Source organism: Enterovibrio sp. QJM3NY_24 (assembly GCF_057786035.1).
In genome coordinates this window covers 85467-109711 of sequence record NZ_CM173519.1, presented here as the reverse complement: position 1 = coordinate 109711, position 24245 = coordinate 85467, and the positions used below count along the sequence as shown (strand labels likewise).

Below are 24245 nucleotides of genomic sequence, written 5' to 3'. Positions count from 1 at the left end.
GTCATCGCCTATGATGCCTGCATCCATTTCCAGAGACTGCATATCCATAGCGACTACCTCAGCTCAGCCATGATGGCACGCACTTCTGCAGGCATGGTCAGATCGACACCGTACTCAGGCAGCACGGGTTTTTTCACACCAGGCAACAGCTTCACTTCTTCCTGAGAGCGGTAAATCTGCTCTGCACGGATGTAGTTATATTTACGCTGTGAAATACCGTCAGCGGTCAATCCAGAGCGGATAATGGTTGGCTTGATAAATAACATCAGGTTACGTTTTGTTTTGCCTGATGACGTTGATTTAAACAAGTGGCCAAGAAACGGAATGTCACCCAGAATCGGGACTTTCTGCTCGCTTTCATTGGTCTGTTCATCAATCAAGCCACTCAGCACAATCATTTGCTTATCCGCAGCAAGCACAGACGTGTTGAGCTGACGTTTGCCAAAGCGAATATCAACCGCCCCACTTGCGCCCAATACGTTTGAAATTTCCTGCTCAATAGTAAGCTGAACCGAATCACCTTCGTTAATTTGTGGCGTGATTTTCAGCTTGATACCCACATCTTTACGTTCAACGGTTTGGAATGGGTTGTCGTTGCTTGACCCCGTCGTAGAACCCGTGACCACCGGCACTTCTTCACCCACGATGAATGACGCTTCTTCGTTATCCAGCACCATCAAACTTGGTGAAGACAAAATATTAGAATCACTGTTAGAAGACACCGCAGTGACCAACGCTGTCCAGTCACCAAATACAATACCTGCAGCCAGACCACTCACGCCGCCTAACACTTCTGCAATCGCAGTCGGGTCGCCGGATTCCGTGATAGGTACTTGCACCAAGTTATTATTGTTATCGAAGCGTGACTCCGTTGTGGTTGTATCTTTGGCTTCTTCTTGCGCAGCGAGGTAATTGGTGACAGGTACACCGGTATTACCAAATTGAATACCACCACCTTCGAGAGAGCCCCATTGCACGCCGAGGTTTGCACCGTCACTTTCAGAGATTTCCACAATCATGGCTTCAATCAAGACTTGTGCACGACGAATATCCAGCTGCGAGATCACACTTTCTAAAGCACGCATGATGTCAGGTGGCGCAGTAATCACCAACGAGTTGGTGCCTTTGTGGGAAGATATTTTCACATCACTGGCAGCAGGACCAGGTTGGCGTTGCCCACCTTGTTTTTCAGCGATTAGGTTTTCAGACACACCTTGCAAGACATCCACGACATCTTCGGCTTTTGCGTAGCGAAGGTAAATCACGCGGTTGTTGCCTACGGTTGCCATTTCACGGTCAAGCTGGGAGATCAGCCTGCGAATACGCTCTCGCACTTGTGGCTCACCAGAAATCAACACAGAGTTTGTACGCTCATCGGCAACAAAACTTGGCTGAAGCAATGCAGGCGTGTTTTTACCATCACCTTGCTTATTCAAGCTTTCAACAATACGAACCATTTCCGACGCCGATGCAAATTCAAGGTGCACCACATCCACTTCTTTATTGCCGGCTTGGTCAACGCGCTGAATGATGTCCGCCAAACGGTTAACTACTGCAGCACGACCCGTGATCATGATGACATTGGCGGGATCATAGTGAACCACGTTGCCCGCACCCGCGTTATCAATCAACTGACGCAACAGCGGAGACAATTCACGCACCGAGACATTTTTAACCGACACAACGCGTGTGACAACGGCATCGCCTTGAACCTTGTCACCATCACCCACGACAGGGATTGCTGATTGCTTGGCGTCTTTGTCGCGAATGACTTTCAGTACGCCGTTTTCCATTTCAACGACGGCAAAACCATATACGGAAAGCACGTTGAGGAAAAACTGGTAGTACTGATCTTCATTGAGCACATCGTAACTGCGCACATTCACTTTGCCGCGTACTGCAGGGTCAACGATGATAGTCTTTTCGAGGTTGCGTCCGACAATCTCGATAAACTCTTGAATATCTGTCCCTTTAAAACTGGCACTGAATTCAGCAGCCCAAGCGCCCATGCTCTGCATGGCAAGTACGCCGGCAACCAGCCAGATTTTACCTTTCTTCCACGTCTTCACAGTGTTCTCCGTTTCGGTCCTACTTAAAGACCAATATAAATTTCGTGCAACTGACCGTCTCGTTGAACGGTAAGGCTGATCTCGGATGCATCAGACAAGCTTTGCCAGATGCGATTCATTTCTGCAGGGTCGGTTAAATCAGCGCCATTGATACCCACGGCGACATCACCCGACTGTAAGCCTGCTTCTTTAAATAAACGACTGTCGCTACCTGGCCCTAAGCGATACCCAATCAAGCCACCTTCGCCCTGCTCTTGCGACAAGGTGATGTATTTCAATAGCGATTGAGGGTTATTCATGATTTCCGCTTTGATGTTGGTAAGATCGGGTGCCCCTTTATTGACTGGGGTGCGAGAAGCAGCGGGAGGTGTTTTTCTGACGGGTTTTTGCCCCGTCGTACTGTAGTCGATACCTGCGAGCATTAAGGCTTCATCGTTACCGTTATTTCTCAAGATAACGCGATCGTTAAGCACCTGACGCAAGATAACGCGCGTACCTTCAATCGCTTCACCAACACCATACGTTTTCTGCGCACCACGATTAGCAATAACGGCTAATCCGCGCTCGGGCTCAGAGCTTGCGACCAAACCCACCAAGGTAAGATTTAATCGGGTACGAGGGGCATCAACAACAGGTTCAGGTTTTCTCTCAACGGGGGCTCTTTTTTCGCTAAAGCGTCCAAAAAAGTGACGATTGGCGAGTTGATCCAATTGGTAGGCGGGTGATTGTTGCCCAGACTGCGCGATCACTGCCGCTGTCGAAGAAACATCAACCAAAGGCGGAGTGACCCAGAACCACACCAAGCGGCCCAGCGTCCAGGCAAGTGCCAAAAGCAGCAGACGCGTTGTCCATTTTGCTGCTTTAGCGGGAAATTCTTTCCCAAGTTGTGGTTGCGCCCAATCCATTAGACGTTGTATCCCAAAATTCGCAGACATGCTCTTCCTGTCGTATTACATCGCATTCCATTGGCAACCAGCAGAATGCCGTTTTTAGCGCCTAGGTGCAGGAATTATTAAATTGACTGTTCAATTTACCTTTTTTCATCGCCCTTGCCGATAAGTGAGAACCTATTTTTGTCTGAATGATTCCATTGCGGCTTGAAAGTTAGACGCTTGGTCACCATATAAGAGCCATAATTGTGATGCTGATCGGATTACCTGATTATGGTAAGTTTAGCCGCTGATACGTAAAGGAGTGTTTAGTGGGTTCCAAACACGACAATATCAACCAAATTTTGCAGGTAAGACTGGATAAATGGTTGTGGGCCGCGCGGTTTTATAAAACCCGAACTATCGCTCGTCATATGATCGACGGGGGTAAAGTGCACTATAACGGCCAGCGCTCGAAACCCAGCAAAGTGGTAGAAGTCGGGGCGGAAATCAAACTTAGACTCGGCCTTGAAGAAAAAGTCGTGACGATTATACAAATCAGTGAACATCGTCGTGGCGCGCCCGAGGCTCAAACCCTTTACCGTGAAACCGATGACAGTGTGACACGAAGAGAACAGCGCAGTATGGAGCGTAAACTCAACGCACACAACCCAAGTCCCGAGCGTCGCCCTGATAAAAAGCAGCGACGCGATATTATCAAATTTAGAAACAGTAACGATTAACGCCGGAGAAGTTATCCCATGGCACAAGATAGTCTGCACCGTTACTTGTTCGATGGCGTTTCAGTGCGCGGCGAACTAGTACAACTTTCTGATACATATCAACAACTGACGAGCGGCAAAGAGTACCCGGCCCCTGTTAAGAAAATGCTGGGTGAGCTGCTGGTTGCGACCAGCCTACTCACCGCAACGCTAAAGTTCGAAGGCAGCATCACCGTACAGATCCAAGGTGACGGCCCCGTTTCTTTAATCGTCATTAACGGCAACCACGATCAAGTGATGCGCGGCACTGCCCGTTGGCAAGACGAGCTGCCAGAATCGGCATCTCTTCATGACCTGGTCGGTAAAGGCCAAATGGTCATTACCATCGAACCTGAAAAAGGTGAGCGCTACCAAGGCATCGTAGGCCTAGAAGGTGAAACTCTCGAAGCTTGTCTGGAAGACTACTTTGCCCGTTCAGAGCAATTGAAGACCCGCCTATGGCTTCGTACTGGCGAGTTTGAAGGAAGCGCAAAAGCAGCAGGTATGTTGCTTCAGGTTCTTCCTGGCGATGAAAATAAAGAAGACGACTTCGATCATTTGGCACAATTGACAGACACGGTGAAAAACGAGGAGCTGTTCAGTTTGGACGCGCAAGACGTTTTATATCGCCTTTACCATCAAGAAAACGTCAATGTGTACGAACCGAAAAATGTGACATTCAAGTGTTCATGCTCGCGCGAACGCAGCGCATCTGCTATTGCTGCCATTGATCGTCAAGAAGTTGAAAAAATGGTTGCTGAGACCGGAGATATCAAACTTCACTGCGACTATTGCGGTGCAGACTATGAATTTGATAGCGTTGATATTTCAGCAATTTTTGACCAAACAGGCCCATCAACGGGCACAGTACATTAATATTTTTCTTTAATAATTAATGGACAAAAAAACCCAAAAAACCGGCCCTTGCGCCGGTTTTTTTCATTTAAACCCCCACTTTCCCACAAAAAACACGCCTTTCTCTAACCTCTTAATTTTGTACAAATAATAATCGATCTCGTGTGGCACAACTGAGCAACATGACGGTAATATATGTAATACAGACTCGTTAAGAGTATTACTTTACCCTAATAAGTTTGTGGTTATTTTTTGAATTAACTCTCTGAATTGACTAATTCAGATTGCTAGCATGGACGACAGTTACATTACATCTTACCCAAGGAGCACCTATGACTGTCATGAACGTCGATAAAAAGGTTGCACACAGTATCGATTTGTCACAACACGGCATTTTCGATGCAGAAGAAGTAGTTCGTAACCCTACCTACGAACAGTTGTTTGCTGAAGAAACAAAACCGGAACTGAAAGGATATGAGAAAGGCATCGTCACTGAACTCGGAGCAGTGGCCGTCGATACTGGTATCTTCACTGGACGTTCTCCCAAAGATAAATACATTGTCAAAGACGACACCACGAAAGATACACTGTGGTGGTCTGATCAAGGTGCCAACGACAATAAACCTATCGATCAACACGTATGGAATGATCTCAAAGATTTAGTGACCCAACAGCTTTCGGGCAAACGTCTGTTTGTGATTGATGGCTATTGTGGTGCAAATCCAGATACCCGCCTCAACATCCGCGTCATCACCGAAGTTGCCTGGCAGGCACACTTCGTGAAAAACATGTTTATCCGCCCAACAGAAGAAGAGCTGGAAAACTTTGAACCTGATTTCGTGGTCATGAATGGGGCGAAATGCGTCAACGAAAAATGGCAAGAGCATGGTCTGAACTCCGAAAACTTCACGGTGTTCAACCTCACTGAACGCATGCAACTCATCGGCGGTACTTGGTACGGCGGCGAGATGAAGAAAGGCATGTTCGCCATGATGAACTACTTCCTGCCTCTTAAGAACATTGCATCAATGCACTGCTCTGCCAACAAAGGCGAAGAAGGCGATGTGGCGATCTTCTTTGGTCTGTCTGGCACAGGTAAAACCACCTTGTCGACCGATCCAAAACGCGAACTCATCGGTGATGACGAGCACGGCTGGGATGACAATGGCGTGTTCAACTTCGAAGGTGGTTGCTACGCGAAAACCATCAAGTTGTCGAAAGAAGCGGAACCTGACATCTATAACGCCATCCGCCGTGATGCGCTGTTAGAAAACGTCACCGTTCGCGGCGATGGATCTATTGATTTTGATGATGGTTCGAAAACAGAAAACACCCGTGTTTCTTATCCGATCTACCACATCGAAAACATCGTCAAGCCGATTTCCAAAGGCGGTCATGCCAATAAAGTGATTTTCCTGTCAGCGGATGCCTTTGGTGTCTTACCCCCCGTTTCTAAGCTTACGCCTGAACAAACCAAGTACCACTTTTTGTCTGGCTTCACAGCGAAACTTGCGGGTACTGAGCGTGGTATCACCGAGCCAACACCGACCTTCTCAGCTTGCTTCGGCAAAGCCTTCCTCACTCTTCATCCGACGCAATATGCGGAAGTGCTGGTGAAACGTATGGAAGCGGTAGGTGCGGAAGCCTATCTGGTCAATACAGGTTGGAATGGCACGGGTAAACGTATCTCGATCAAAGATACCCGCGGCATTATCGATGCGATTCTTGATGGTTCGATTGAAACAGCGGAAACCAAAGATATCCCAATCTTTAACCTGAAGGTGCCAACCAGCCTTCCAGGCGTTGATTCAACCATTTTGGATCCACGCGACACCTATGTTGACCCACTTCAATGGGAAAGTAAGGCGGAAGACTTGGCGAAACGCTTTATCGATAACTTCGTCGAATACACGGACAATGCGGAAGGCCAAGCGCTGGTTAAAGCAGGTCCACAGCTAGACTAAGTCGTCAAATCAATCAAAGCCCTCAACCTTGAGGGCTTTGTTTTTCTCAATCCCGCTTCACATCGGCTTTTATTACCACTTGAATAACGTCGATTTTTGCGCCAACCTCAACACATCCGCGGCTTATCCGCCCCCACCTTGCGTGACATAAAGAGAAGATCGCCAAATGCGTTTGCTCACCAAGCTACTTGCTTCGTTGCTGATCGTGCTTGTGGTGACACTGGCTACATTTCTGACGGTGCTGAGTACGAACTTTGGACTGCCAATGGTCAAACAGGCCGTAAGGCTGCTTACGCCTTATGAACTGAGCGCAACGTCATTGGAGTACAACTTGCTCGCGCCTTTGACGCTAGCACTTTCCGATCCTCAACTGATACATGATAACGACCCACAAAAACACCGCGCAGCCCATTTCATTTCATTACGCCTCTCTCCATTGGCATCTTTGTCCGGTGAAATGACCTTACGCAGTGTTGTCGTGCGCGGCCTTGATATCGATGAAGCAATGAAATCCTCACTGCCACCGTCTCTAACCATTGACCATCTCGCACTGGATGACGTGAGCTATCACAGCGAAGCTATTTCCTTCGCACACGCCGACATCCAAATCTCAGACTGGAAAAACAGCCCATCGACATGGGGAGCGTGGCAAGGAAAGTTTCAGCTGTCTGCCCCTAAGATAGTGATCGACGGGCAAACGCTGACGAACCTTCTACTCGACAGTGAATATCGTAATGATGCTTGGGAGATATGGGGGCTATCGCTTAACAGCCCTTTCGGTAACGTGACAGGCAGCGCGACACTGCAATCAAATCATTTATGGGTCGTTCACCAACTCACGCTCTCTGATACGCGTATTGAGCCTTCAGAGTCGCTGCTGAAGCTCAAAAAACAATGGGATGCATTCAGCCAACATTACGACATCAATATTAAACGGCTGGATCTTCTGGATGTCAGTGCGGCATTAACTGACATCACGGTTGAGCACCTTAATTTCTCGGTGCAATCGGTCAACTTACAAAATGGCGAGTTGGTGTGGACGCCGAATACTGCGGCCTCATTGCTGTCGTTTAATGCCAGCTTGTTCAATGTTGGCCAATGGCTTTTCACCGATCTGTTGGCAGACTTGTCTTTGTCTCCCACTCGCGTCGATGTCAGCGCTTTTTCGTCGAAAATAAATGATGAAGGGTTTGTCTCTTTTTCAGGAAAAATGGACACCTCGTCGCTTAAACTCAATACCCTAACAGCCAATGGCTTGGACATTGAATTAGACACCACGATGTTCGCTGTCTTACAACAAAAGTGGGCAGCGTTTGACACCGTCGAACTGGGACAATTTTCTGTTAAACATACCAATATCACGCTTCCCGACCCCGCTTTTCCAATCCAAGTCATTGGATTGAACTTACGCGGTCGCGATCTGATCCCGCGCCAACACGCACAAAATGGCATGTGGGAAGGCGCGCTCACTGCCAGTGCTGCTGCGGCCAGCATCAACCGAATTCCAGTAACGGCACCCTATGCCAATATGCACGTCGACAATAAAGGTGAATGGCATTTAGACCCGCTGAGCGTGTCTTTTTCACAAGGACAGCTTTCGGTGAAAGCACGCGTTCAACTCTTAAATCCTAGTCATCCATGGGTGACAGAGATCAGTGGTCTTCGCATTCCGAACGAGCTATATCAACGTTGGCTGGGCGTGACATTGCCACTAAGTGGAGAACACGATGTGGACGCGCGCCTATCAGGATTGGGAGCAGACAAAGACAGCTTTGCTTATAGTTTGAGTGGTAATGTGGTCGCAACGCCCTATCGTACCGAGCTAACAACCCGCCCAGAACAATCCTTGTCACAAAGCCTGTTGGGGATCTTTGTTCCGCTCAATGAAGACGGTGACAACATGCGATTACCAATGACGGTAGAACAAGTGAAGCTTGCCGCCGATCGTGGGCGTATTTCACTCGCCCCAGTCAGTGTAAAAGCAAACACTGGCAACGCATCCCTTTCGGGTAGCTGGGATTTAGTGACAAAAGAAGGGACGTTGACGAATGTGTCACGCTAGAAGATAGCGTTAACTGAATAGTAAGGTTTGATCTGGCATCGCATCGTGCTCGTTGGTGCCCACTTCTGGCATTAACACGAACGTGCCCGTGAAGTTTCCTGCCACGTCATCACCACTGTATATGGTCACTTCGAGCTTAACACGTGCTCGACGGCCATTAGCAAGACGATCCAAATCACCGCTTAAGCTGTCTAATGAGACCGCCGCACGCGGACGCTCAGTGATAGGTTTGCGGTAACGAATATGACTGTCAGCTAACACAATCGCGGCAGACAGCTGACGTTCTTTCATCAGCAACCACACCATGCCCCATCCCGTCAGTGTGGCCATACTGAATACACTGCCAGCAAACATCGAATCATGAGGATTCAAATTGGCGTTTAACAAGGCTGACACTTCAAAACGGTAACCCGTGAACTGGGAAATACGAATCCCCATTTTGTCGCTAATTGGGATTTGCTGCTGCCAACGTTGTTGTAACTCATGGCACCATTCCGGACGACGGACAACGTCAGACATCGGGTCAAGCAGTTTAAGCATTTGCTGGTGTTGCACAGGCCCGCGCTCTTCACTCAATTCGCCCTGATTCACAAACCCATTGGCACTGTAAAAACCAATCGCGTCCTCTCGTGAATTACACACAAGGCGCTTTGCACCTTCTTGACGCGCTAAAGATTCCAACGCCATCAATACCAACGCGCCCAACCCTCGGGTGCGATATTGTGGTGCAACAGCCATGTAACGAATTTGCCCATCATTATCAGGGCTAATGTAAAGGCGTCCAATCGCAATGGGTTCGCCTTTCGCATCAACAATCATGCGGTGATGTGCACCGACATCATAGGCATCGCGTTCAGAGCCTTCAGGGTGACGCCAAGGTTCACGGAGCATCTTCCAGCGAAAATGGAAATAAGCATTAAGCTCACTTTCCTTCGTTGGTGTGATCAATCGAAACATCGTTGCTCCTCTCCTTGTGAACCGAGCAAAACTCGGCGTTAGGCTTGCAACCAAAAGGTTACAGGCCCGTCATTGGTCAGACTGACTTTCATGTCAGCCGCGAAAATTCCATTTTCAGTGCGAACGCCGCTGTCACGGCAATGTTGCGAGAAAAGCTGATAAAGACGGTCAGCTTCTAGCGGCGGTGCGCCATTAAAGCTAGGACGCATGCCTTTTTTCGTGTCTGCTGCCAAGGTGAATTGCGACACCACCAGCACATCCCCCCCAGCTTGTTGAACGTTCAAGTTCATCTTTCCGTTCTCATCTTCAAAGATGCGGTAGCCGAGCACTTTTTCGTGTAATCGATGCGCTTTTTTATCGTCATCGCCTTTCTCAACACCCAACAGTACCAGCAACCCTTTACCAATCTCACCGACCACATTGCCATCAACGACCACATTGGCCTCACTGACTCGCTGGATTAGCGCAATCATATCAGTTCCTTTCTTATCATCTTAATTATCAGTAACTTGCTTTTTATCCGAATTGGGCTCGACGTACCACATCGCCCGTTCGCCTAAAGACGCAGTGATTTCAGCCCCCAACAGCACGATGCACCAGCTGAGGTAGACCCAAACAAACAGCAGTGGTACGACGGCTAATGCGCCGTAGATAAGCTCATAGGACGGAAAATTCGTGGCGTAGAAAGCAAAGGCCTTTTTACTGAATTCGAACAATACACTCGCAGACATGGCGCCAATTAACGCATGGATAGCGCGAATTCGACAATTTGGCACCAAGGTATACAAACCCATAAATGCCAACGATGTGAGTAAAAATGGCAACCCGCGAAGCAGTGCTGGCGCCCACATTTCGGCACCGTCAAGCTGAAGTAAATTAAGTGATCCCAAATAAGAGCTCACACCAATGCTACTGCCCACGAGTACGGGGCCCAAAGTTAAGACCATCCAATAAATCGAAAAAGACACGACGGGTGCGCGCTTGTGTTCCACTCGCCAGATGTAATTTAGGCTTCTATCAATGGCTGAAATTAGCATCAAAGCCACGACAAACAAAAAAGCGACACCGACAGCTGTCATCTTGCCTGCGTTAGCCACAAACTGGTTGAGGTATTGCTCTAACGCATCGCCGGAGGCTGGCACAAAGTTGTGCAGCACAAAAGTGCGAATTTGATCGCCCGCTTCCGCAAAGCCAGGAACGAGTGAAAGCGCAGATAGCACCACTGTGATCAGCGGCACTAAAGACAACAAAGTGACGTAAGCCATGTAACCTGCGTTGACTGTCATGCGGTCATGAACAATACGAAGAATAAGATGCCTCAAAAAGGCAAACAGAATCTGTCCCATCCTGGGCACTAAATACTTGAGTCGTTCCACTGCTTAAACCATAGTCTCTTGTAAAGAAGGTTAATCATAACGTAAAGGAGTTTACCGTGCGTCTTCTCTCTACCCTGTTTCTTGTTTTCACGCTGGCTGGCTGCCAGTCCGCCTATTATGCCACCATGGAGCAAGTTGGCATTCATAAACGCGATATCATGGCTGACCGCGTCGAAGCCGCTTCAGAGGCACAACAAGAAGCCAGCGAGCAATTCACTAGCGCCCTCGAGGCACTCTCCACACTGACCAATTTTGATGGTGGTGAATTGGAAGCGATGTACAACACCATCAACGATCAATACGAAGACAGCGAAAAGGCGGTTGAAAACGTTCGCGAACGCATCAAGGGCGTTGAGGATGTATCGGATGCTTTGTTCGACGAATGGCAAGATGAGCTGTCGCTATATTCCAGCACTAAACTGCGCCGCGAAAGCGAGCGCAAACTCAAAGCGACAGAGCGAAGTTATCAACAAATGCTGTCGGCGATGAAAAAGGCTGAAAGCAAAATGGTACCAGTACTCGATACCTTACGCGATAACACTCTGTATCTTAAACACAATTTGAATGCAGCGGCCATTGGCGCACTCAAAGGTGAATTTTCGGATCTAGAACAAGATATTAATCGCGCAATCAAAGATATGCAGCTGGCTATTGCCGAATCAGAGCGGTTCCTTTCCACCTTAAAGAATTAAATTAGCTTCCTCTGTTTCTCACAAGTGGAACACGCTGAGTAAGACAAATTCCCTTATCGTTTGCGCAGGCAAATTTCTGCCTGCATTCAACGGTATGAAAACCGTCTCTCAACATGGAGGAGAACACATGGGTATTATTTCTTGGATTATTCTGGGACTACTCGCTGGCATCTTGGCGAAGTGGATTATGCCAGGGAAAGACGGCGGTGGTTTCATTATGACCACACTGCTGGGTATCGCAGGTGCTGTTGTCGGTGGCTGGGTAAGCTCACTCATTGGTATTGGTACTGCTGGCGGATTAAGCCTAGGTAGTATTGTCATGGCTACGGTTGGTGCGCTTATCCTGTTGTTTCTCTACAACCGATTCGCCAAGTAACCAATAGCAAACACTGCAAGCAGGTCGTCGAAGAAGTACTGATACAGAAGTACTGATACAACAGAGACAAAAAAGCCTCCATCATAGGAGGCTTTTTCTTATTCGCTTAGTGCAGACAAATTACTTGCTGCCGCGGCTTGCGCGTTTGCGATCGTTTTCAGTAAGAAGTTTCTTACGAATACGAATGCTTTCTGGCGTGACTTCTACCAGTTCATCATCATCGATGAATTCCAGCGCTTGCTCAAGGGTGTACTTGATAGCAGGAGAAAGCGTTTGCGCTTCATCAGTACCAGACGCACGAACGTTGGTCAGCTGCTTACCCTTCAGACAGTTTACTGTCAGGTCGTTAGAACGGTTATGGATACCGATAACTTGACCTTCGTATACTTCGTCAGCGTGCTCAGAGAATAGACGGCCACGCTCTTGCAGGTTAAACAGTGCGTAAGTCAGTGCTTTACCTGTTGCGTTAGAAATCAGTACACCATTTTTACGCTGACCAATAATGCCAGGCTTCATTGGACCGTAGTGATCAAACGTGTGGTAAATCAAACCAGAACCTGAAGTCAACGTCAGGAACTCAGTTTGGAAACCGATCAGACCACGAGAAGGCATGACGAAGTCCATGCGCACACGGCCTTTACCGTCAGTCGCCATGTTAGTCAGTTCGCCTTTACGCAAACCGATTTTCTCCATGATGCCGCCTTGGTTTTCTTCCAACACGTCGATAGTCACAGTTTCAAACGGTTCCATTTTCTGGCCGTCTTCTTCTTTGATGATAACTTCAGGGCGAGATACCGCCAGCTCGAAGCCTTCACGACGCATGTTTTCGATCAGGATAGACAGGTGAAGTTCACCACGGCCTGATACACGGAAGCGATCCGGGTCACCGGTTTCTTCAACGCGCAGAGCAACGTTGTGAACCAATTCTTTTTGCAGACGCTCAAGGATGTTACGTGAAGTAACAAACTTACCTTCTTTGCCCGCGAACGGAGAAGTATTCACCTGGAAGGTCATGGTAACGGTTGGTTCGTCGACAGACAGAGGTGGCAACGCTTCAACTGCGTTCACATCACAGATGGTGTCAGAGATCTTCATCTCACCCAAACCTGTGATAGCGACGATATTACCAGCATGCGCTTGGTCGATATCATGGCGCTCAAGGCCAAGGTAACCAAGGACAGTACCGACTTTACCGTTACGGGTTTTGCCGTCTGCGCCAATGATGGTCACTTGTTGATTTGGCTTAACCGAACCACGCGTTACGCGGCCAACACCGATAACACCAACGTATGAGCTGTAATCCAACTGAGAGATTTGCATCTGCAGTGTGCCATTCGCTTCAACTTCTGGTGCAGACACGTTATCAACGATAGCTTGGAACAACGGTTCCATGTTTTCGCCAACTTCGCCTTCTTCCAAGGTCGCCCAGCCATTCAGTGCTGATGCGTAAACCACTTGGAAATCCAGTTGTTCGTCAGTTGCGCCTAGGTTGTCGAACAGGTCAAAAACCTGATCCATAACCCAATCAGGACGTGCGCCAGGACGGTCAATTTTGTTGATAACAACAATTGGCTTCAGACCGTGACCAAACGCTTTTTGCGTTACGAAACGAGTCTGTGGCATTGGGCCATCAACGGCATCAACGATCAGAAGAACAGAGTCAACCATCGACATGATACGCTCAACTTCACCACCGAAGTCGGCGTGTCCTGGAGTATCTACGATGTTGATACGGTAGTCATTCCAGTTAATAGCGGTGTTCTTCGCCAGAATGGTAATGCCACGCTCTTTCTCGATGTCGTTCGAGTCCATGACGCGTTCTTCGTGCTCGCCACGTGTTTCTAGGGTGCCAGACTGCTGAAGCAGCTTATCAACTAGGGTAGTTTTACCATGGTCAACGTGCGCGATGATCGCGATATTTCTTAGTTTATCTATCTGTAAGGTAGACATGGGTACTCTTTCACTCAAAAAAGATGTGCCGCCAAAGGCAACCAGCAAACCCGCCAGAAGCACTCACCGCCACTTGATTAAAATCCGGTCGTAATTTAACAGATTTTTACTCAAAACCCACCAACTATGTGACTCAGGATCAATTTATCTTCATATCACCTTATTGATGACACACTATTAGGCGAATAAAAAAACAGCTCTATCCCTTATTTTCCCCCACATAACGGGTGATTTTTGCGCCACAAAAGCAAAAGCTTCGAGACTTCGATCTGGTTCACAGCTCCGACATTGTGTCTGCTTTCTGCCGTGAGAGTGATTGACAAGGCCCTCCAACCACTGCTGAATGAATCCATTGGTCACGCAATCCTTCCATTGCACCATCTTGGTGCGGACGCGCACCAAATTTGATCACGGGTTTGCACAATTTCAACGCAAAATCGCCTAAATACAGGCATTAACGGAAATTTCAAACTTGGCACACTTTTCGCTTTAGAGTGCTCAGACCAACTTTTTGGTAGAGCACACGAAAGTAGCTTTGCTAATTTAGAGAATAACGACACCGGAGGTTTATTCACATGTCAGTAGAAAACGTACTCGCCTTAATCCAAGAGCACGAAGTGAAATTTATTGATCTGCGCTTCACCGATACCAAAGGTAAAGAGCAGCACATCTCAATCCCAGCACATCAAGTTGATGCAGACTTCTTTGAAGACGGCAAAATGTTTGATGGTTCTTCTGTTGCCGGCTGGAAGGGCATCAACGAATCAGACATGGTAATGATGCCTGACGCGTCTACTGCTGTGCTTGACCCGTTTACTGAAGACAGCACCCTGAACATCCGTTGCGATATTCTTGAGCCAGCAACCATGCAAGGCTATGACCGTGACCCACGTTCTATCTCAAAGCGCGCTGAAGATTACATGCGTTCTACGGGTATCGCGGATACCGTACTTGTTGGTCCAGAGCCAGAATTCTTCCTATTTGACGACGTGAAATTTGCCAACAACATGTCAGGCTCTTTCTTTAAGATTGACGACGTTGAAGCATCTTGGAACTCAGGTTCTGATTTCGAAGGCGGTAACAAAGGTCACCGTCCAGGCGTGAAAGGCGGTTATTTCCCAGTTGCCCCTGTTGATTCATCACAAGATATCCGTTCAGCCATGTGTCTGGTTATGGAAGAAATGGGCCTTGTTGTTGAAGCGCATCACCACGAAGTAGCAACTGCAGGTCAGAACGAAATCGCAACACGTTTCAACACACTGACTTCAAAAGCTGACGAAATCCAAATCTACAAGTACGTTGTTCACAACGTTGCGCACGCATTTGGTAAAACAGCGACCTTCATGCCTAAGCCACTGGTTGGCGATAATGGTTCTGGTATGCATGTTCACATGTCTTTGAATAAAGATGGTCAGAACTTGTTTGCTGGTGACAAATACGGCGGCCTGTCTGAAATGGCGCTGTACTACATTGGCGGTATCATCAAGCACGCACGTGCTATCAACGCCTTTGCTAACCCGGCAACTAACTCATACAAGCGTCTTGTTCCAGGCTTCGAAGCGCCAGTTATGCTTGCATACTCTGCACGTAACCGTTCTGCTTCTATCCGTATCCCAGTGGTACCAAGCCCGAAAGCACGCCGTATCGAAGCACGTTTCCCAGATCCAGCCGCTAACCCATACTTGGCGTTTGCAGCACTTCTGATGGCTGGTCTTGACGGTATCAAGAACAAGATCCACCCTGGCGATGCCATGGACAAAGATTTGTATGACCTTCCTGCAGAAGAAGCAGCAGAGATTCCAAAAGTTGCTGAGTCTCTGGAAATTGCATTGAAAGCACTTGACGAAGATCGTGAATTCTTGACTTCAGGTGGCGTATTCTCTGACGACTTCATCGATTCTTACATCGGTTTGAAATCTCAGGACGTTGAAAAAGTAAACATGGCTACGCACCCACTGGAATTTGAACTGTATTACTCTGTGTAATTAGACAAGTTTCATATCAAATCAAAGGGCTCGCTCACAAGCGGGCCCTTTTTCTATTGTCTCAATATGACTTAGGCGCAAAATATCACTTTTCGGTTCAAGGATAGATTCATGCGTCGAACATGGCTGTTGCTTCTTATTGGTGCATTATCAAACGTGGCGTATGCCAGTGAGTATTATCGCTGGGTCGATGAAAACGGCACCGTCCATTTTAGTGATGCCCGACCTGAGATCAGCATTGAGATGACATTCGACGTTGATATCTTAACCCAGCCCAATTCGGGCAATGTCGCCGCGCCCTCATCCCCATCTGCTCCTCCTATTCCACCAATACCAGAAGCACCTGCTCTCGCCACCCGTGTCACGCTTCTTTCGCCTACCAATGATGCAACGATTCGTAACAACCAAGGCATAATTAACATCGAGCTTTCTACCGACCTGCCATTGGGAAAAAATCAAAAAGTTCGCGCACTCGTAGACGGAAAGTCTCAACCATCCCAACAGAGCTTGCAGTTAGCGCTCGACAACGTTGATCGCGGCAGCCACACCATCAAGGTGCAGTTGCTACAAGATGGCAAGGTTATTGCTACTACCTCTTCAGTGACTGTATTCCTGCATCGGGCAATTCAACGAAAAGCCCCGCCTAAAGGGAAGCCAACCCCTCGATAGCGTAATCAGGGTCACCTAGTGCAAGCAACTGAATGCAACGCACGTTTTCACCACTGCACAAGAATGCACAGCGATGCACAATCAAGTAAACTTGATTGCACCACACTGGTGCAGACAAATAGGAAGGTGATGTGGCCACTCTGACAGAAACTGTAATGGACAACCTGATCACGGCAATTTTGGTGCTCGATAATGAACTTGTTGTGACTTATGCCAATCCCGCCGCCGAGCAATTGCTGTGCTTAAGTGCACGTCGCATGCGCGATCATTCGCTGCCTGACGTTATTCAGCATTGTTCTATCGATCTTGAGCATGTCAAAGAAACGCTGGCGAACGGGCAAGGCCTGACCGACAGTGACGTGACCTTGGTCGTCGATGGTCACCAGCGAAAGGTTGAATTAAGCGCGAGTCCCCTAATGTGGCAGCGCAGTCCTTCCATGCTGCTCGAAATCAAAGCCATTGGCCATCAGCAGCAAATAAGCAAAGAACTCCAACAACAAGCCCAGCAACAAGCCGCAAAAGAGTTAGTTCGTGGACTCGCTCATGAGATTAAAAATCCACTTGGTGGACTTCGCGGCGCGGCGCAACTGTTGGAGAAAATGTTGCCAGACCCAAGTCTTGGCGAATACACGCAGATCATCATCGAACAAGCTGATCGCCTGCGAAACTTGGTTGACCGTTTGCTTGGCCCGCAAAGGCCGGGACATAGCCAACAAGAAAATATTCATGTGGTGTTGGAAAAAGTGCGCCAACTTGTCGCATTAGGCGCGGAGGACATCAGCATTGAGCGAGATTACGATCCTAGCCTGCCAGATATCGAGATGGACCCAGAGCAACTGGAACAAGCGCTATTGAATGTTCTGAACAATGCCGCGCAAATTCTGGCTGACACGCCCAATGCGCAAATCACCTTGCGCACCCGAACCGAGCATCAAGTCGTGATCAGCGGTAAGCGTCACCGATTAGCTGCTCGCATAGATGTATCAGACAACGGCCCGGGCATTGCGCCAGAGCTTCAAGACACTTTGTTTTATCCCATGGTGTCCGGACGACCAGGCGGCACAGGGCTGGGGTTGTCTATCACGCGCAATCTCATCGATCAGCACAAAGGTAAAATTTACGTCAACAGTTGGCCGGGACACACGACCTTCACCATTTTGCTACCAATTCGACGCTAAGGGGAGAACATGAGCAAAGGACTAATCTGGGTCGTCGATGATGACAGCTCTATCCGCTGGGTGTTAGAACGCACGCTCAACGCGGCGGGCATGGCATGTGAAACCTTTGCCGATGCCGATAGCGTATTGGACGGCCTCAACCGTGAAGTGCCAGACGTACTGGTGTCAGACATTCGTATGCCTGGCACTGATGGGTTTGCACTGCTCAATCGTCTGCAAACGGAATACCCAACGTTACCCGTGATCATCATGACGGCGCATTCTGATCTGGATGCCGCAGTCAGTGCCTATCAAAAAGGGGCATTTGAGTACCTTCCTAAGCCGTTTGATATTGATGAAGCGGTCGTTCTGGTTGAACGGGCGGTTTCTCATAGCCAAGAGCAAAAACGCCAACGTGCCCCGAAAGAAGCCATGGAAGCCGCACCGGAAATCATCGGTGAAGCGCCATCTATGCAAGAAGTGTTTCGCGCCATTGGCCGTTTATCTCGCTCTTCTATATCAGTATTAATCAACGGTGAATCAGGCACAGGTAAAGAGTTGGTGGCGCATGCACTTCACCGACACAGCCCGCGCGCGAGCAAATCATTCATTGCACTGAATATGGCCGCAATTCCGAAAGATCTGATTGAATCTGAGTTATTCGGCCATGAAAAAGGCGCATTTACAGGCGCTAACAGCGTCCGTCAGGGGCGTTTTGAACAGGCCAACGGCGGCACGTTGTTTCTTGATGAAATCGGCGATATGCCCCTCGACATTCAAACCCGTCTGTTGCGCGTTCTAGCCGATGGTCAGTTTTATCGAGTCGGTGGGCATCAAGCCATCAAGGTCGACGTTCGTATTATTGCCGCCACCCACCAACACCTGGAGCGACTGGTCGCCGAAGGCAGCTTTCGTGAAGATTTATTCCACCGTCTCAATGTTATTCGTGTTCACCTTCCAGCCCTTCGCGAGCGCCGACAGGATATTGGTCAACTGGCGAAACACTTCCTCAAGCGAGCGTCTGATGAACTAGATATCGAAGTCAAAACACTTCATCCGACGACGTTAGATTTGATTGCAGGCTTACCTTGGCCTGGCAACGTTAGGCAGTTGGAGAATATTTGTCGCTGGCTAACCGTCATGGGAAGCGGCAAAGAGATTTTGCCAGAGGATTTACCCCCAGAATTGATGCAGCCTGAAGTCAACGCCGCAAGCGGTGAGGTCGATAGTTGGCAGCAAGCCTTGTCACAGTGGGCTCGTACATCTCTGGGTAAAGGCGATGACAACTTATTGCGAGAAGCCTTGCCAGAGTTCGAGCGAATTCTGTTGCGTGAAGCATTGAGCCATACGCGCGGGCACAAACAAGAAGCAGCTAAGCTGCTTGGATGGGGTCGAAATACGTTAACGCGAAAGCTCAAAGAACTCCAAATGCCTTAGCGCCCCACAGTTTCAACATAAATCGTAAACAAAGAGAACAAAACCGCCTAATGGGCGGTTTATGTTTATTTGCATTACTGACGAGGTGATAGATAGCTCGTATAATTGCCAAAAGTTGATTTAAGGATATTCAAAATGATCGCAACCCACCTTCCTTTGACGGATTTGCACCGCCACCTTGATGGCAATATTCGTATTCGCACTATTTTGGAGCTGGGTCAGAAGTTCGGCATGACGCTTCCTGCTGATACTATCGAGACACTGCGCCCGCACGTTCAAGTGATGTCAAATGAGCCGGATCTCGTCGGTTTCCTGTCAAAACTCGACTGGGGTGTTACTGTGCTGGGCGATCTGGATGCGGTTCGTCGCGTTGCTTACGAAAACGTGGAAGATGCACTAAATGCACGTATCGACTATGCGGAGCTGCGTTTTTCGCCGTATTACATGGCAATGAAACACAACCTACCGGTTCAAGGTGTGGTTGAGGCAGTGATTGACGGTGTGCAAGCGGGTAGCCGCGATTTTGGCGTAAAAACCAACCTTATTGGTATCATGAGCCGCACTTTTGGTGTCGACGCCTGTATGCAAGAGCTTGATGCGCTGCTGGCACTAAAACAACACCTGATTGCTATCGATCTTGCTGGTGATGAACTGGGTCAGCCAGGTCATCAGTTTAACGATCACTTTGCCAAAGTACGCAAAGCTAACCTTAACGTGACCGTGCATGCGGGCGAAGCCGCGGGTGCTGAAAGCATGTGGCAGGCGATTAATGAGCTTGGCGCTACCCGCATTGGTCACGGCGTAAAAGCCATCGAAGACCCTGCGTTGATGGAATATCTGGCAAAACACCGCATTGGTATCGAAACGGCACTGACGTCCAACGTGCAAACCAGCACCGTTGCATCGCTAGAAAGCCACCCTATCAAGCAATTCCTATCACACGGTATTCTTGCATCACTGAATACCGACGACCCAGCAGTGTCCGGTATCGAGTTGCCTTATGAATACGAAGTGGCTGCGCCACAAGTGGGACTGACCCAAACGCAAATTACGCAGCTGCAGCAAAATGGTCTTGAAATCGCCTATCTGTCTGAAAGCGAGAAAGCAGAACTCACGGCTAAAGCATTAGCGCGTAGCTAATCGCTACTGGCTCAAAAAACCGACATTCAAAAACACCAGCAAACGCTGGTGTTTTTTTGTTCACAACTCACGTACAATGCCGCCGAATTTTCGTACTAAGACTCATGGGGTTTTAGTTACACCACGACACCGTAGAGATGTGACATGTTCGACGCACTGTTTACCCTGAATGAAATGACAGCGGCTGGCCCTGGCCAATTGGCAGCCGCAGCCCTTGCTGTTGTATTGGCTGTATTTAGCCTCAGCAGTGGCGCATAAACGCTAAGAAGCGATGACGCCTGATCTAAAAAAGCCGCAACCGCGGCTTTTTTCATTTTTAGCTCATGGCACATTGAGCAGACTTAAATAACGCGAGAAAACTGCTGCTGGCGGGCTCTGTCACGCAAATAGGTATCAAAGCACATACAGATATTGCGGATCAGCAGGCGCCCTTTCAGCGTCACTTGAATATGACTATCGTCTACCGTCACCAAATCATCATCGATAAAGCACTTCAGTAACGCTAAATCATCAGCAAAGTATTCATCAAACACCAGTGCGTAATCGCGCTCAATGGCTTTCTTATCGAGAGAAAAATTACAAATCAGAGATTTAATCACTTCTCGTCGGAGCAAGTCATCGGCATCGAGCATCACGCCTTTCCACAGCGCATGGCGTTTATCTTCCACTTGCCCGTAATACTTCTTCAGTTCTTTCTGATTCTGAGCATAGCAATCCCCAATCATGGAAATGGCAGACACACCCAAACCCAGCAAGTCACAATCACCCTGCGTGGTATAGCCTTGGAAATTACGATGCAAAATACCTTCGCGTTGCGCGACCGCCAATTCATCATCAGGCAGCGCGAAATGGTCCATGCCAATAAATTGGTAGCCAGCGCCAGTCAGCGTACTGATGGTTTGCTCAAGCATGCCAAGACGCTCTTGCGGTGATGGCAGGTCGGCATCTTTGATTTTGCGTTGCGCGGCAAACAAGGCGGGTAAGTGCGCGTAATTGAACACGGACAAACGACCCGGTTTCATCTCTACCACTTGTTTAAGGGTCTTAGCGAATGTCGCACCGTTTTGGTGCGGCAGTCCATAAATCAAATCCAGATTGGTGGAACGAAAGCCCAAGGCCTTCGCTCGCACAACCAACGCTTTGATAAAATCTTCGTCCTGTTCACGGTTTACCGCTTTCTGAACCGTTTTATCAAAATCCTGCACACCGATACTTAAACGATTGAACCCTTCTGCACGCAGATGATCCATCATGTCGAGTTCGATTTCGCGCGGATCAACCTCGATACTGATCTCGGCATCTTCGCTCAAACGAAACTCTTGACGCAGTAGATCCATTAATCGAGTGATTTGGGCTTTTGACAGGAATGTGGGGGTACCGCCGCCCCAATGAAGCTGAGTGACATGACGATCACCTAACAAGTAGGCTCGCTGACGGATTTCAATTTCAAGCGCATCGAGATAAGCATCGGCTTTGTGCGCATGACGAGTGATCACCTTGTTACACCCACAGTAGTAACAAAGGGTGTGGCAGAACGGGATATGCACGTACAAAGACAAATTGCGCTCAGGATACTGCGCACACGCCATATCAAATTCTGCTGGAGTGAAAACTTCGTGAAATTCCAATGCGGTCGGGTAAGAGGTATAGCGCGGCCCTGAGTAGTTATACTTCTCAATAAGCGCCTGATCCCAAATGATTTGCTGCGTAGACATTTGTGTTCCCGCCAAAAATGAACAACCGGAGAGCATATTTTGACACACTCTCCGGTCGCGGATGAATCTTTCCCTTCTAGCCAAAGGGAAAACTGTTGGCTTGATCGTACCGATCAGCTCGCTAACGCGCGAATCGGGGTCATTTTCGCCCCAGTAAACGCCAGTATTTCTTCCAGTTCGGTATGAATGGCCTGTTGAAGACGCGCTTCGGTTTTCATGCGTACCATGTTGTCTCGCATGCGTTCTTTCTTATCAATCGCTTTGCGCGCGTCGCCTCGCGGCATGTCCTTGACCACGTCATACAATTCATACAATGCTGGGTAGCGCGTGGGGTAATCAACGCGCTTCTCCCCTTGGAGGTGATCCATGATCATAAAAAGACGAATAGCCGCTTCCGACAAATCACACTGCTCTTGCAGCGTTGCCATGGCAATCACATCCACACTTTCAATGATTTTGAGGTTACGTTTCTTAGTGGCAGCATCCATTTGCGCAGCCTGCAATTTGGTCTGATGACGTAATTTCGCCAACAGCCAGCCCGCGTAGATGGCTAACCCCAGAATAATGGCACCGCCTAGTGCCAACACACCTAAAGGAAGAGTCTCCAACATTTACTCCTGATCAAATTTGACGTTTTCAAACTCCGCCAGCAAATCATCATCGCCGCGACGTTTTGATTTCTTCGGTGCTTCTGTCACGACTGGCTCTTCGTCTTCTTCAAACAAGCCCAGTTGGTTCATTAACACTTCAATGCGATCGAGTTTCTCATCAACGTAACTTTGCAGACCAGAACCTAGCTTCTCACCGTTTTCAATACGGTCAATCAACACATTGAGTTGTGCATCATTTTCCAGCATCTCCAGCTCTTTTTCAGCGCTAACACGACGCACTTTTTTGCCTGCTGCAGATTTAGGATGTGGTTTTTGCTCAACCACCAATGGAACCGCAGTTTTGCTGCCCAAGCGCGGGTCGCGCTTTTGCTGAGCAATGCGTTGTTGCTCGACCGTACCGTCTGAATGACGAGAACCGGCTTTTAAGCCTTTGCGCTTGTTTTTACGCTTGGCTGCCAGAGCCGCAATGTCATTATGACTTAATGAACGATCACTATATTGCGCTGGACCTTCAGAGCCAACTTTGCGGGCTTTCTTCTTGCGGGTCATTCGTTTTTCTTCCTCAGTAAAATTACGTCGTTACCAACAAAGTCCACGTCAAGACCATCACGGCCTGCCAAGAAGCAGAACGTTTCGCGACTGAAAAAACTCACGTGGGTTGGGTCATTCTTGTAGTGCCAATGCTTAAATGCATCAACATCAATAACGAGCTTGGTCATGATTGCCAACCAGCCTCCAGGCTTAACCAGGCTCAATAACTGTCCCCATTCCTTGTGAGGCATATAAAAGTGTTCAATCGCTTCGGTGCAGGTAACAAAATCATAGGTGGTACCAAGTACACTATGATCCGGCATGAAATAAGGATCATACAAGACCATTTTATGCCCTGCCTCTTCTAGCATCGCGGCCAATGCCGGCCCAGGGCCACACCCAAAGTCTAATCCTTCGAGTGGCGCACTACCGAGTTTTTCCAATAATGGATCGGCCAAGCGGCCTAAAAAACGGCGATATCCCTCATCACCTATTTCATTTTCATGCTGTTGATATACCGCCTCTTCTTCTTTCGGTGACAGCCGACTAGCAGGGTCGGCAAACACCAACGAACAAGGCTCGCAACGGAAGTAGCGACGACGTTTATCCTGCTCAAAATCGACGACATGCGTCGACTGACAAAGCGGGCAATCAAGGGTCATTGAGGGTTTCTGCACCAGATTGAATGGCGGAAATGTAACAGAAAGCTGGATAAGAAAAAAGCGACAGGCAAAGCCTGTCGCTCTAGAGCGTTCTAATGAACGGATTATACCGCTTCAATCCCTAACAGTAATGCCACATCCCGGTGAACAAATTTCCGTTTGTATTGAGGGCGTCCTGCCGTTTTTTATTTGAGTATGACTCACAACATCCTGTCATCTTCACCATCCTGGTAGTGTCCTGACCACCGTCCAAGTGGTTGTCCGTTACCATGTGAACCCTTCACACTGTAGGTCATCCTGACGCAGCACATCCTGGTGACGAAGGCTTTCCAAGCCAAATTCCGTTTGAATCCTAATCGCAGCCCTGCGCTAGTCTTCCTGACTGTCCTTTTCCATGTCGTGTTCCC

At 48.5% G+C, this 24245-nt stretch carries 21 protein-coding genes; 11 read left to right on the top strand and 10 right to left on the bottom strand.

Annotated elements, in window-relative coordinates:
- Positions 1-53 precede the first annotated feature (53 nt).
- Both gspD and gspC read right to left on the bottom strand, forming a co-directional pair.
- Complete coding sequence (gene gspD, locus AC3CIC_RS00490) at positions 54-2069, bottom strand: type II secretion system secretin GspD (protein WP_016959442.1); 2016 nt, start codon at positions 2067-2069, stop codon at positions 54-56.
- Positions 2070-2092: 23 nt separating this feature from the next.
- Positions 2093-3004, bottom strand: coding sequence for a type II secretion system protein GspC (gspC, locus tag AC3CIC_RS00485; protein WP_488515099.1), 912 nt, complete (start codon positions 3002-3004; stop codon positions 2093-2095).
- Between the two features lie 266 nt (positions 3005-3270).
- Between gspC and hslR the strand changes: the two genes are divergently transcribed.
- The 4 genes from hslR to AC3CIC_RS00465 all read left to right on the top strand — a co-directional run bounded on the left by hslR (position 3271) and on the right by AC3CIC_RS00465 (position 8580).
- Entirely contained in the window at positions 3271-3681 is a 411-nt protein-coding gene (gene hslR, locus AC3CIC_RS00480; protein WP_394213057.1) for a ribosome-associated heat shock protein Hsp15, read from the top strand.
- 18 nt (positions 3682-3699) lie between these two features.
- Positions 3700-4575 (top strand): Hsp33 family molecular chaperone HslO, encoded by an 876-nt coding sequence (hslO, locus tag AC3CIC_RS00475; RefSeq protein ID WP_017007358.1) that lies wholly within the window; start codon positions 3700-3702, stop codon positions 4573-4575.
- Between the two features lie 311 nt (positions 4576-4886).
- The gene (gene pckA, locus AC3CIC_RS00470; protein ID WP_017007359.1) at positions 4887-6518 is read left to right on the top strand and encodes a phosphoenolpyruvate carboxykinase (ATP); all 1632 of its coding nucleotides are present in this window, start codon (positions 4887-4889) and stop codon (positions 6516-6518) included.
- 166 nt (positions 6519-6684) lie between these two features.
- Positions 6685-8580, top strand: a complete 1896-nt coding sequence (locus AC3CIC_RS00465) for an AsmA family protein (protein ID WP_488515098.1) — start codon at positions 6685-6687, stop codon at positions 8578-8580.
- 9 nt (positions 8581-8589) lie between these two features.
- Here the strand turns inward: AC3CIC_RS00465 and AC3CIC_RS00460 are convergent, their stop codons facing one another.
- From AC3CIC_RS00460 to AC3CIC_RS00450, 3 genes are read right to left on the bottom strand one after another with little or no spacing between them, the layout of a single operon-like run.
- The gene (locus tag AC3CIC_RS00460) at positions 8590-9537 is read right to left on the bottom strand and encodes a bifunctional GNAT family N-acetyltransferase/hotdog fold thioesterase (RefSeq protein ID WP_017007361.1); all 948 of its coding nucleotides are present in this window, start codon (positions 9535-9537) and stop codon (positions 8590-8592) included.
- 38 nt (positions 9538-9575) lie between these two features.
- Positions 9576-10010: a D-aminoacyl-tRNA deacylase gene (gene dtd, locus AC3CIC_RS00455; RefSeq protein ID WP_016959450.1), complete on the bottom strand. Its 435-nt coding sequence runs from the start codon at positions 10008-10010 to the stop codon at positions 9576-9578.
- 21 nt (positions 10011-10031) lie between these two features.
- On the bottom strand, positions 10032-10883 hold the full coding sequence (locus AC3CIC_RS00450) for a virulence factor BrkB family protein (protein WP_016959451.1): 852 nt from the start codon (positions 10881-10883) through the stop codon (positions 10032-10034).
- A gap of 86 nt (positions 10884-10969) precedes the next feature.
- Here AC3CIC_RS00450 and AC3CIC_RS00445 point away from each other — a divergent pair, with 86 nt between their 5' ends.
- The gene (locus AC3CIC_RS00445) at positions 10970-11605 is read left to right on the top strand and encodes a DUF2959 domain-containing protein (RefSeq protein ID WP_017004992.1); all 636 of its coding nucleotides are present in this window, start codon (positions 10970-10972) and stop codon (positions 11603-11605) included.
- Positions 11606-11732: 127 nt separating this feature from the next.
- The gene (locus AC3CIC_RS00440; protein ID WP_016959453.1) at positions 11733-11981 is read left to right on the top strand and encodes a GlsB/YeaQ/YmgE family stress response membrane protein; all 249 of its coding nucleotides are present in this window, start codon (positions 11733-11735) and stop codon (positions 11979-11981) included.
- Positions 11982-12101: 120 nt separating this feature from the next.
- Here AC3CIC_RS00440 and typA read toward each other — a convergent pair whose 3' ends face one another.
- The gene (gene typA, locus AC3CIC_RS00435) at positions 12102-13931 is read right to left on the bottom strand and encodes a translational GTPase TypA (protein WP_016959454.1); all 1830 of its coding nucleotides are present in this window, start codon (positions 13929-13931) and stop codon (positions 12102-12104) included.
- Between the two features lie 575 nt (positions 13932-14506).
- On the opposite strand from typA, the gene glnA reads away from it, so the two are divergent.
- From glnA to add, 5 genes are all read left to right on the top strand, one after another.
- Positions 14507-15916 (top strand): glutamate--ammonia ligase, encoded by a 1410-nt coding sequence (gene glnA, locus AC3CIC_RS00430; protein WP_016959455.1) that lies wholly within the window; start codon positions 14507-14509, stop codon positions 15914-15916.
- Positions 15917-16027: 111 nt separating this feature from the next.
- Positions 16028-16585 carry a DUF4124 domain-containing protein gene (locus AC3CIC_RS00425; RefSeq protein ID WP_488515097.1) on the top strand — a complete coding sequence of 186 codons (558 nt, stop codon included), beginning with the start codon at positions 16028-16030 and terminating at the stop codon, positions 16583-16585.
- A 155-nt stretch (positions 16586-16740) separates the two neighbouring features.
- Positions 16741-17763, top strand: coding sequence for a nitrogen regulation protein NR(II) (gene glnL / locus AC3CIC_RS00420; RefSeq protein ID WP_488515855.1), 1023 nt, complete (start codon positions 16741-16743; stop codon positions 17761-17763).
- Between the two features lie 9 nt (positions 17764-17772).
- Positions 17773-19179, top strand: coding sequence for a nitrogen regulation protein NR(I) (glnG, locus tag AC3CIC_RS00415; protein WP_016959458.1), 1407 nt, complete (start codon positions 17773-17775; stop codon positions 19177-19179).
- Positions 19180-19314: 135 nt separating this feature from the next.
- Positions 19315-20319 carry an adenosine deaminase gene (gene add / locus AC3CIC_RS00410; RefSeq protein WP_488515096.1) on the top strand — a complete coding sequence of 335 codons (1005 nt, stop codon included), beginning with the start codon at positions 19315-19317 and terminating at the stop codon, positions 20317-20319.
- Between the two features lie 341 nt (positions 20320-20660).
- Here the strand turns inward: add and hemN are convergent, their stop codons facing one another.
- The 4 genes from hemN to AC3CIC_RS00390 form a co-directional block, all read right to left on the bottom strand.
- Positions 20661-22034 (bottom strand): oxygen-independent coproporphyrinogen III oxidase, encoded by a 1374-nt coding sequence (hemN, locus tag AC3CIC_RS00405; protein WP_488515095.1) that lies wholly within the window; start codon positions 22032-22034, stop codon positions 20661-20663.
- Positions 22035-22147: 113 nt separating this feature from the next.
- Positions 22148-22645 (bottom strand): DUF2489 domain-containing protein, encoded by a 498-nt coding sequence (locus tag AC3CIC_RS00400; protein ID WP_488515094.1) that lies wholly within the window; start codon positions 22643-22645, stop codon positions 22148-22150.
- Positions 22646-23194 carry a Der GTPase-activating protein YihI gene (yihI, locus tag AC3CIC_RS00395; RefSeq protein ID WP_488515093.1) on the bottom strand — a complete coding sequence of 183 codons (549 nt, stop codon included), beginning with the start codon at positions 23192-23194 and terminating at the stop codon, positions 22646-22648.
- Positions 23191-23838 (bottom strand): class I SAM-dependent methyltransferase, encoded by a 648-nt coding sequence (locus AC3CIC_RS00390; protein ID WP_016959464.1) that lies wholly within the window; start codon positions 23836-23838, stop codon positions 23191-23193. Before AC3CIC_RS00390 ends, yihI begins: the two co-directional genes overlap by 4 nt.
- Positions 23839-24245: the final 407 nt, after the last annotated feature.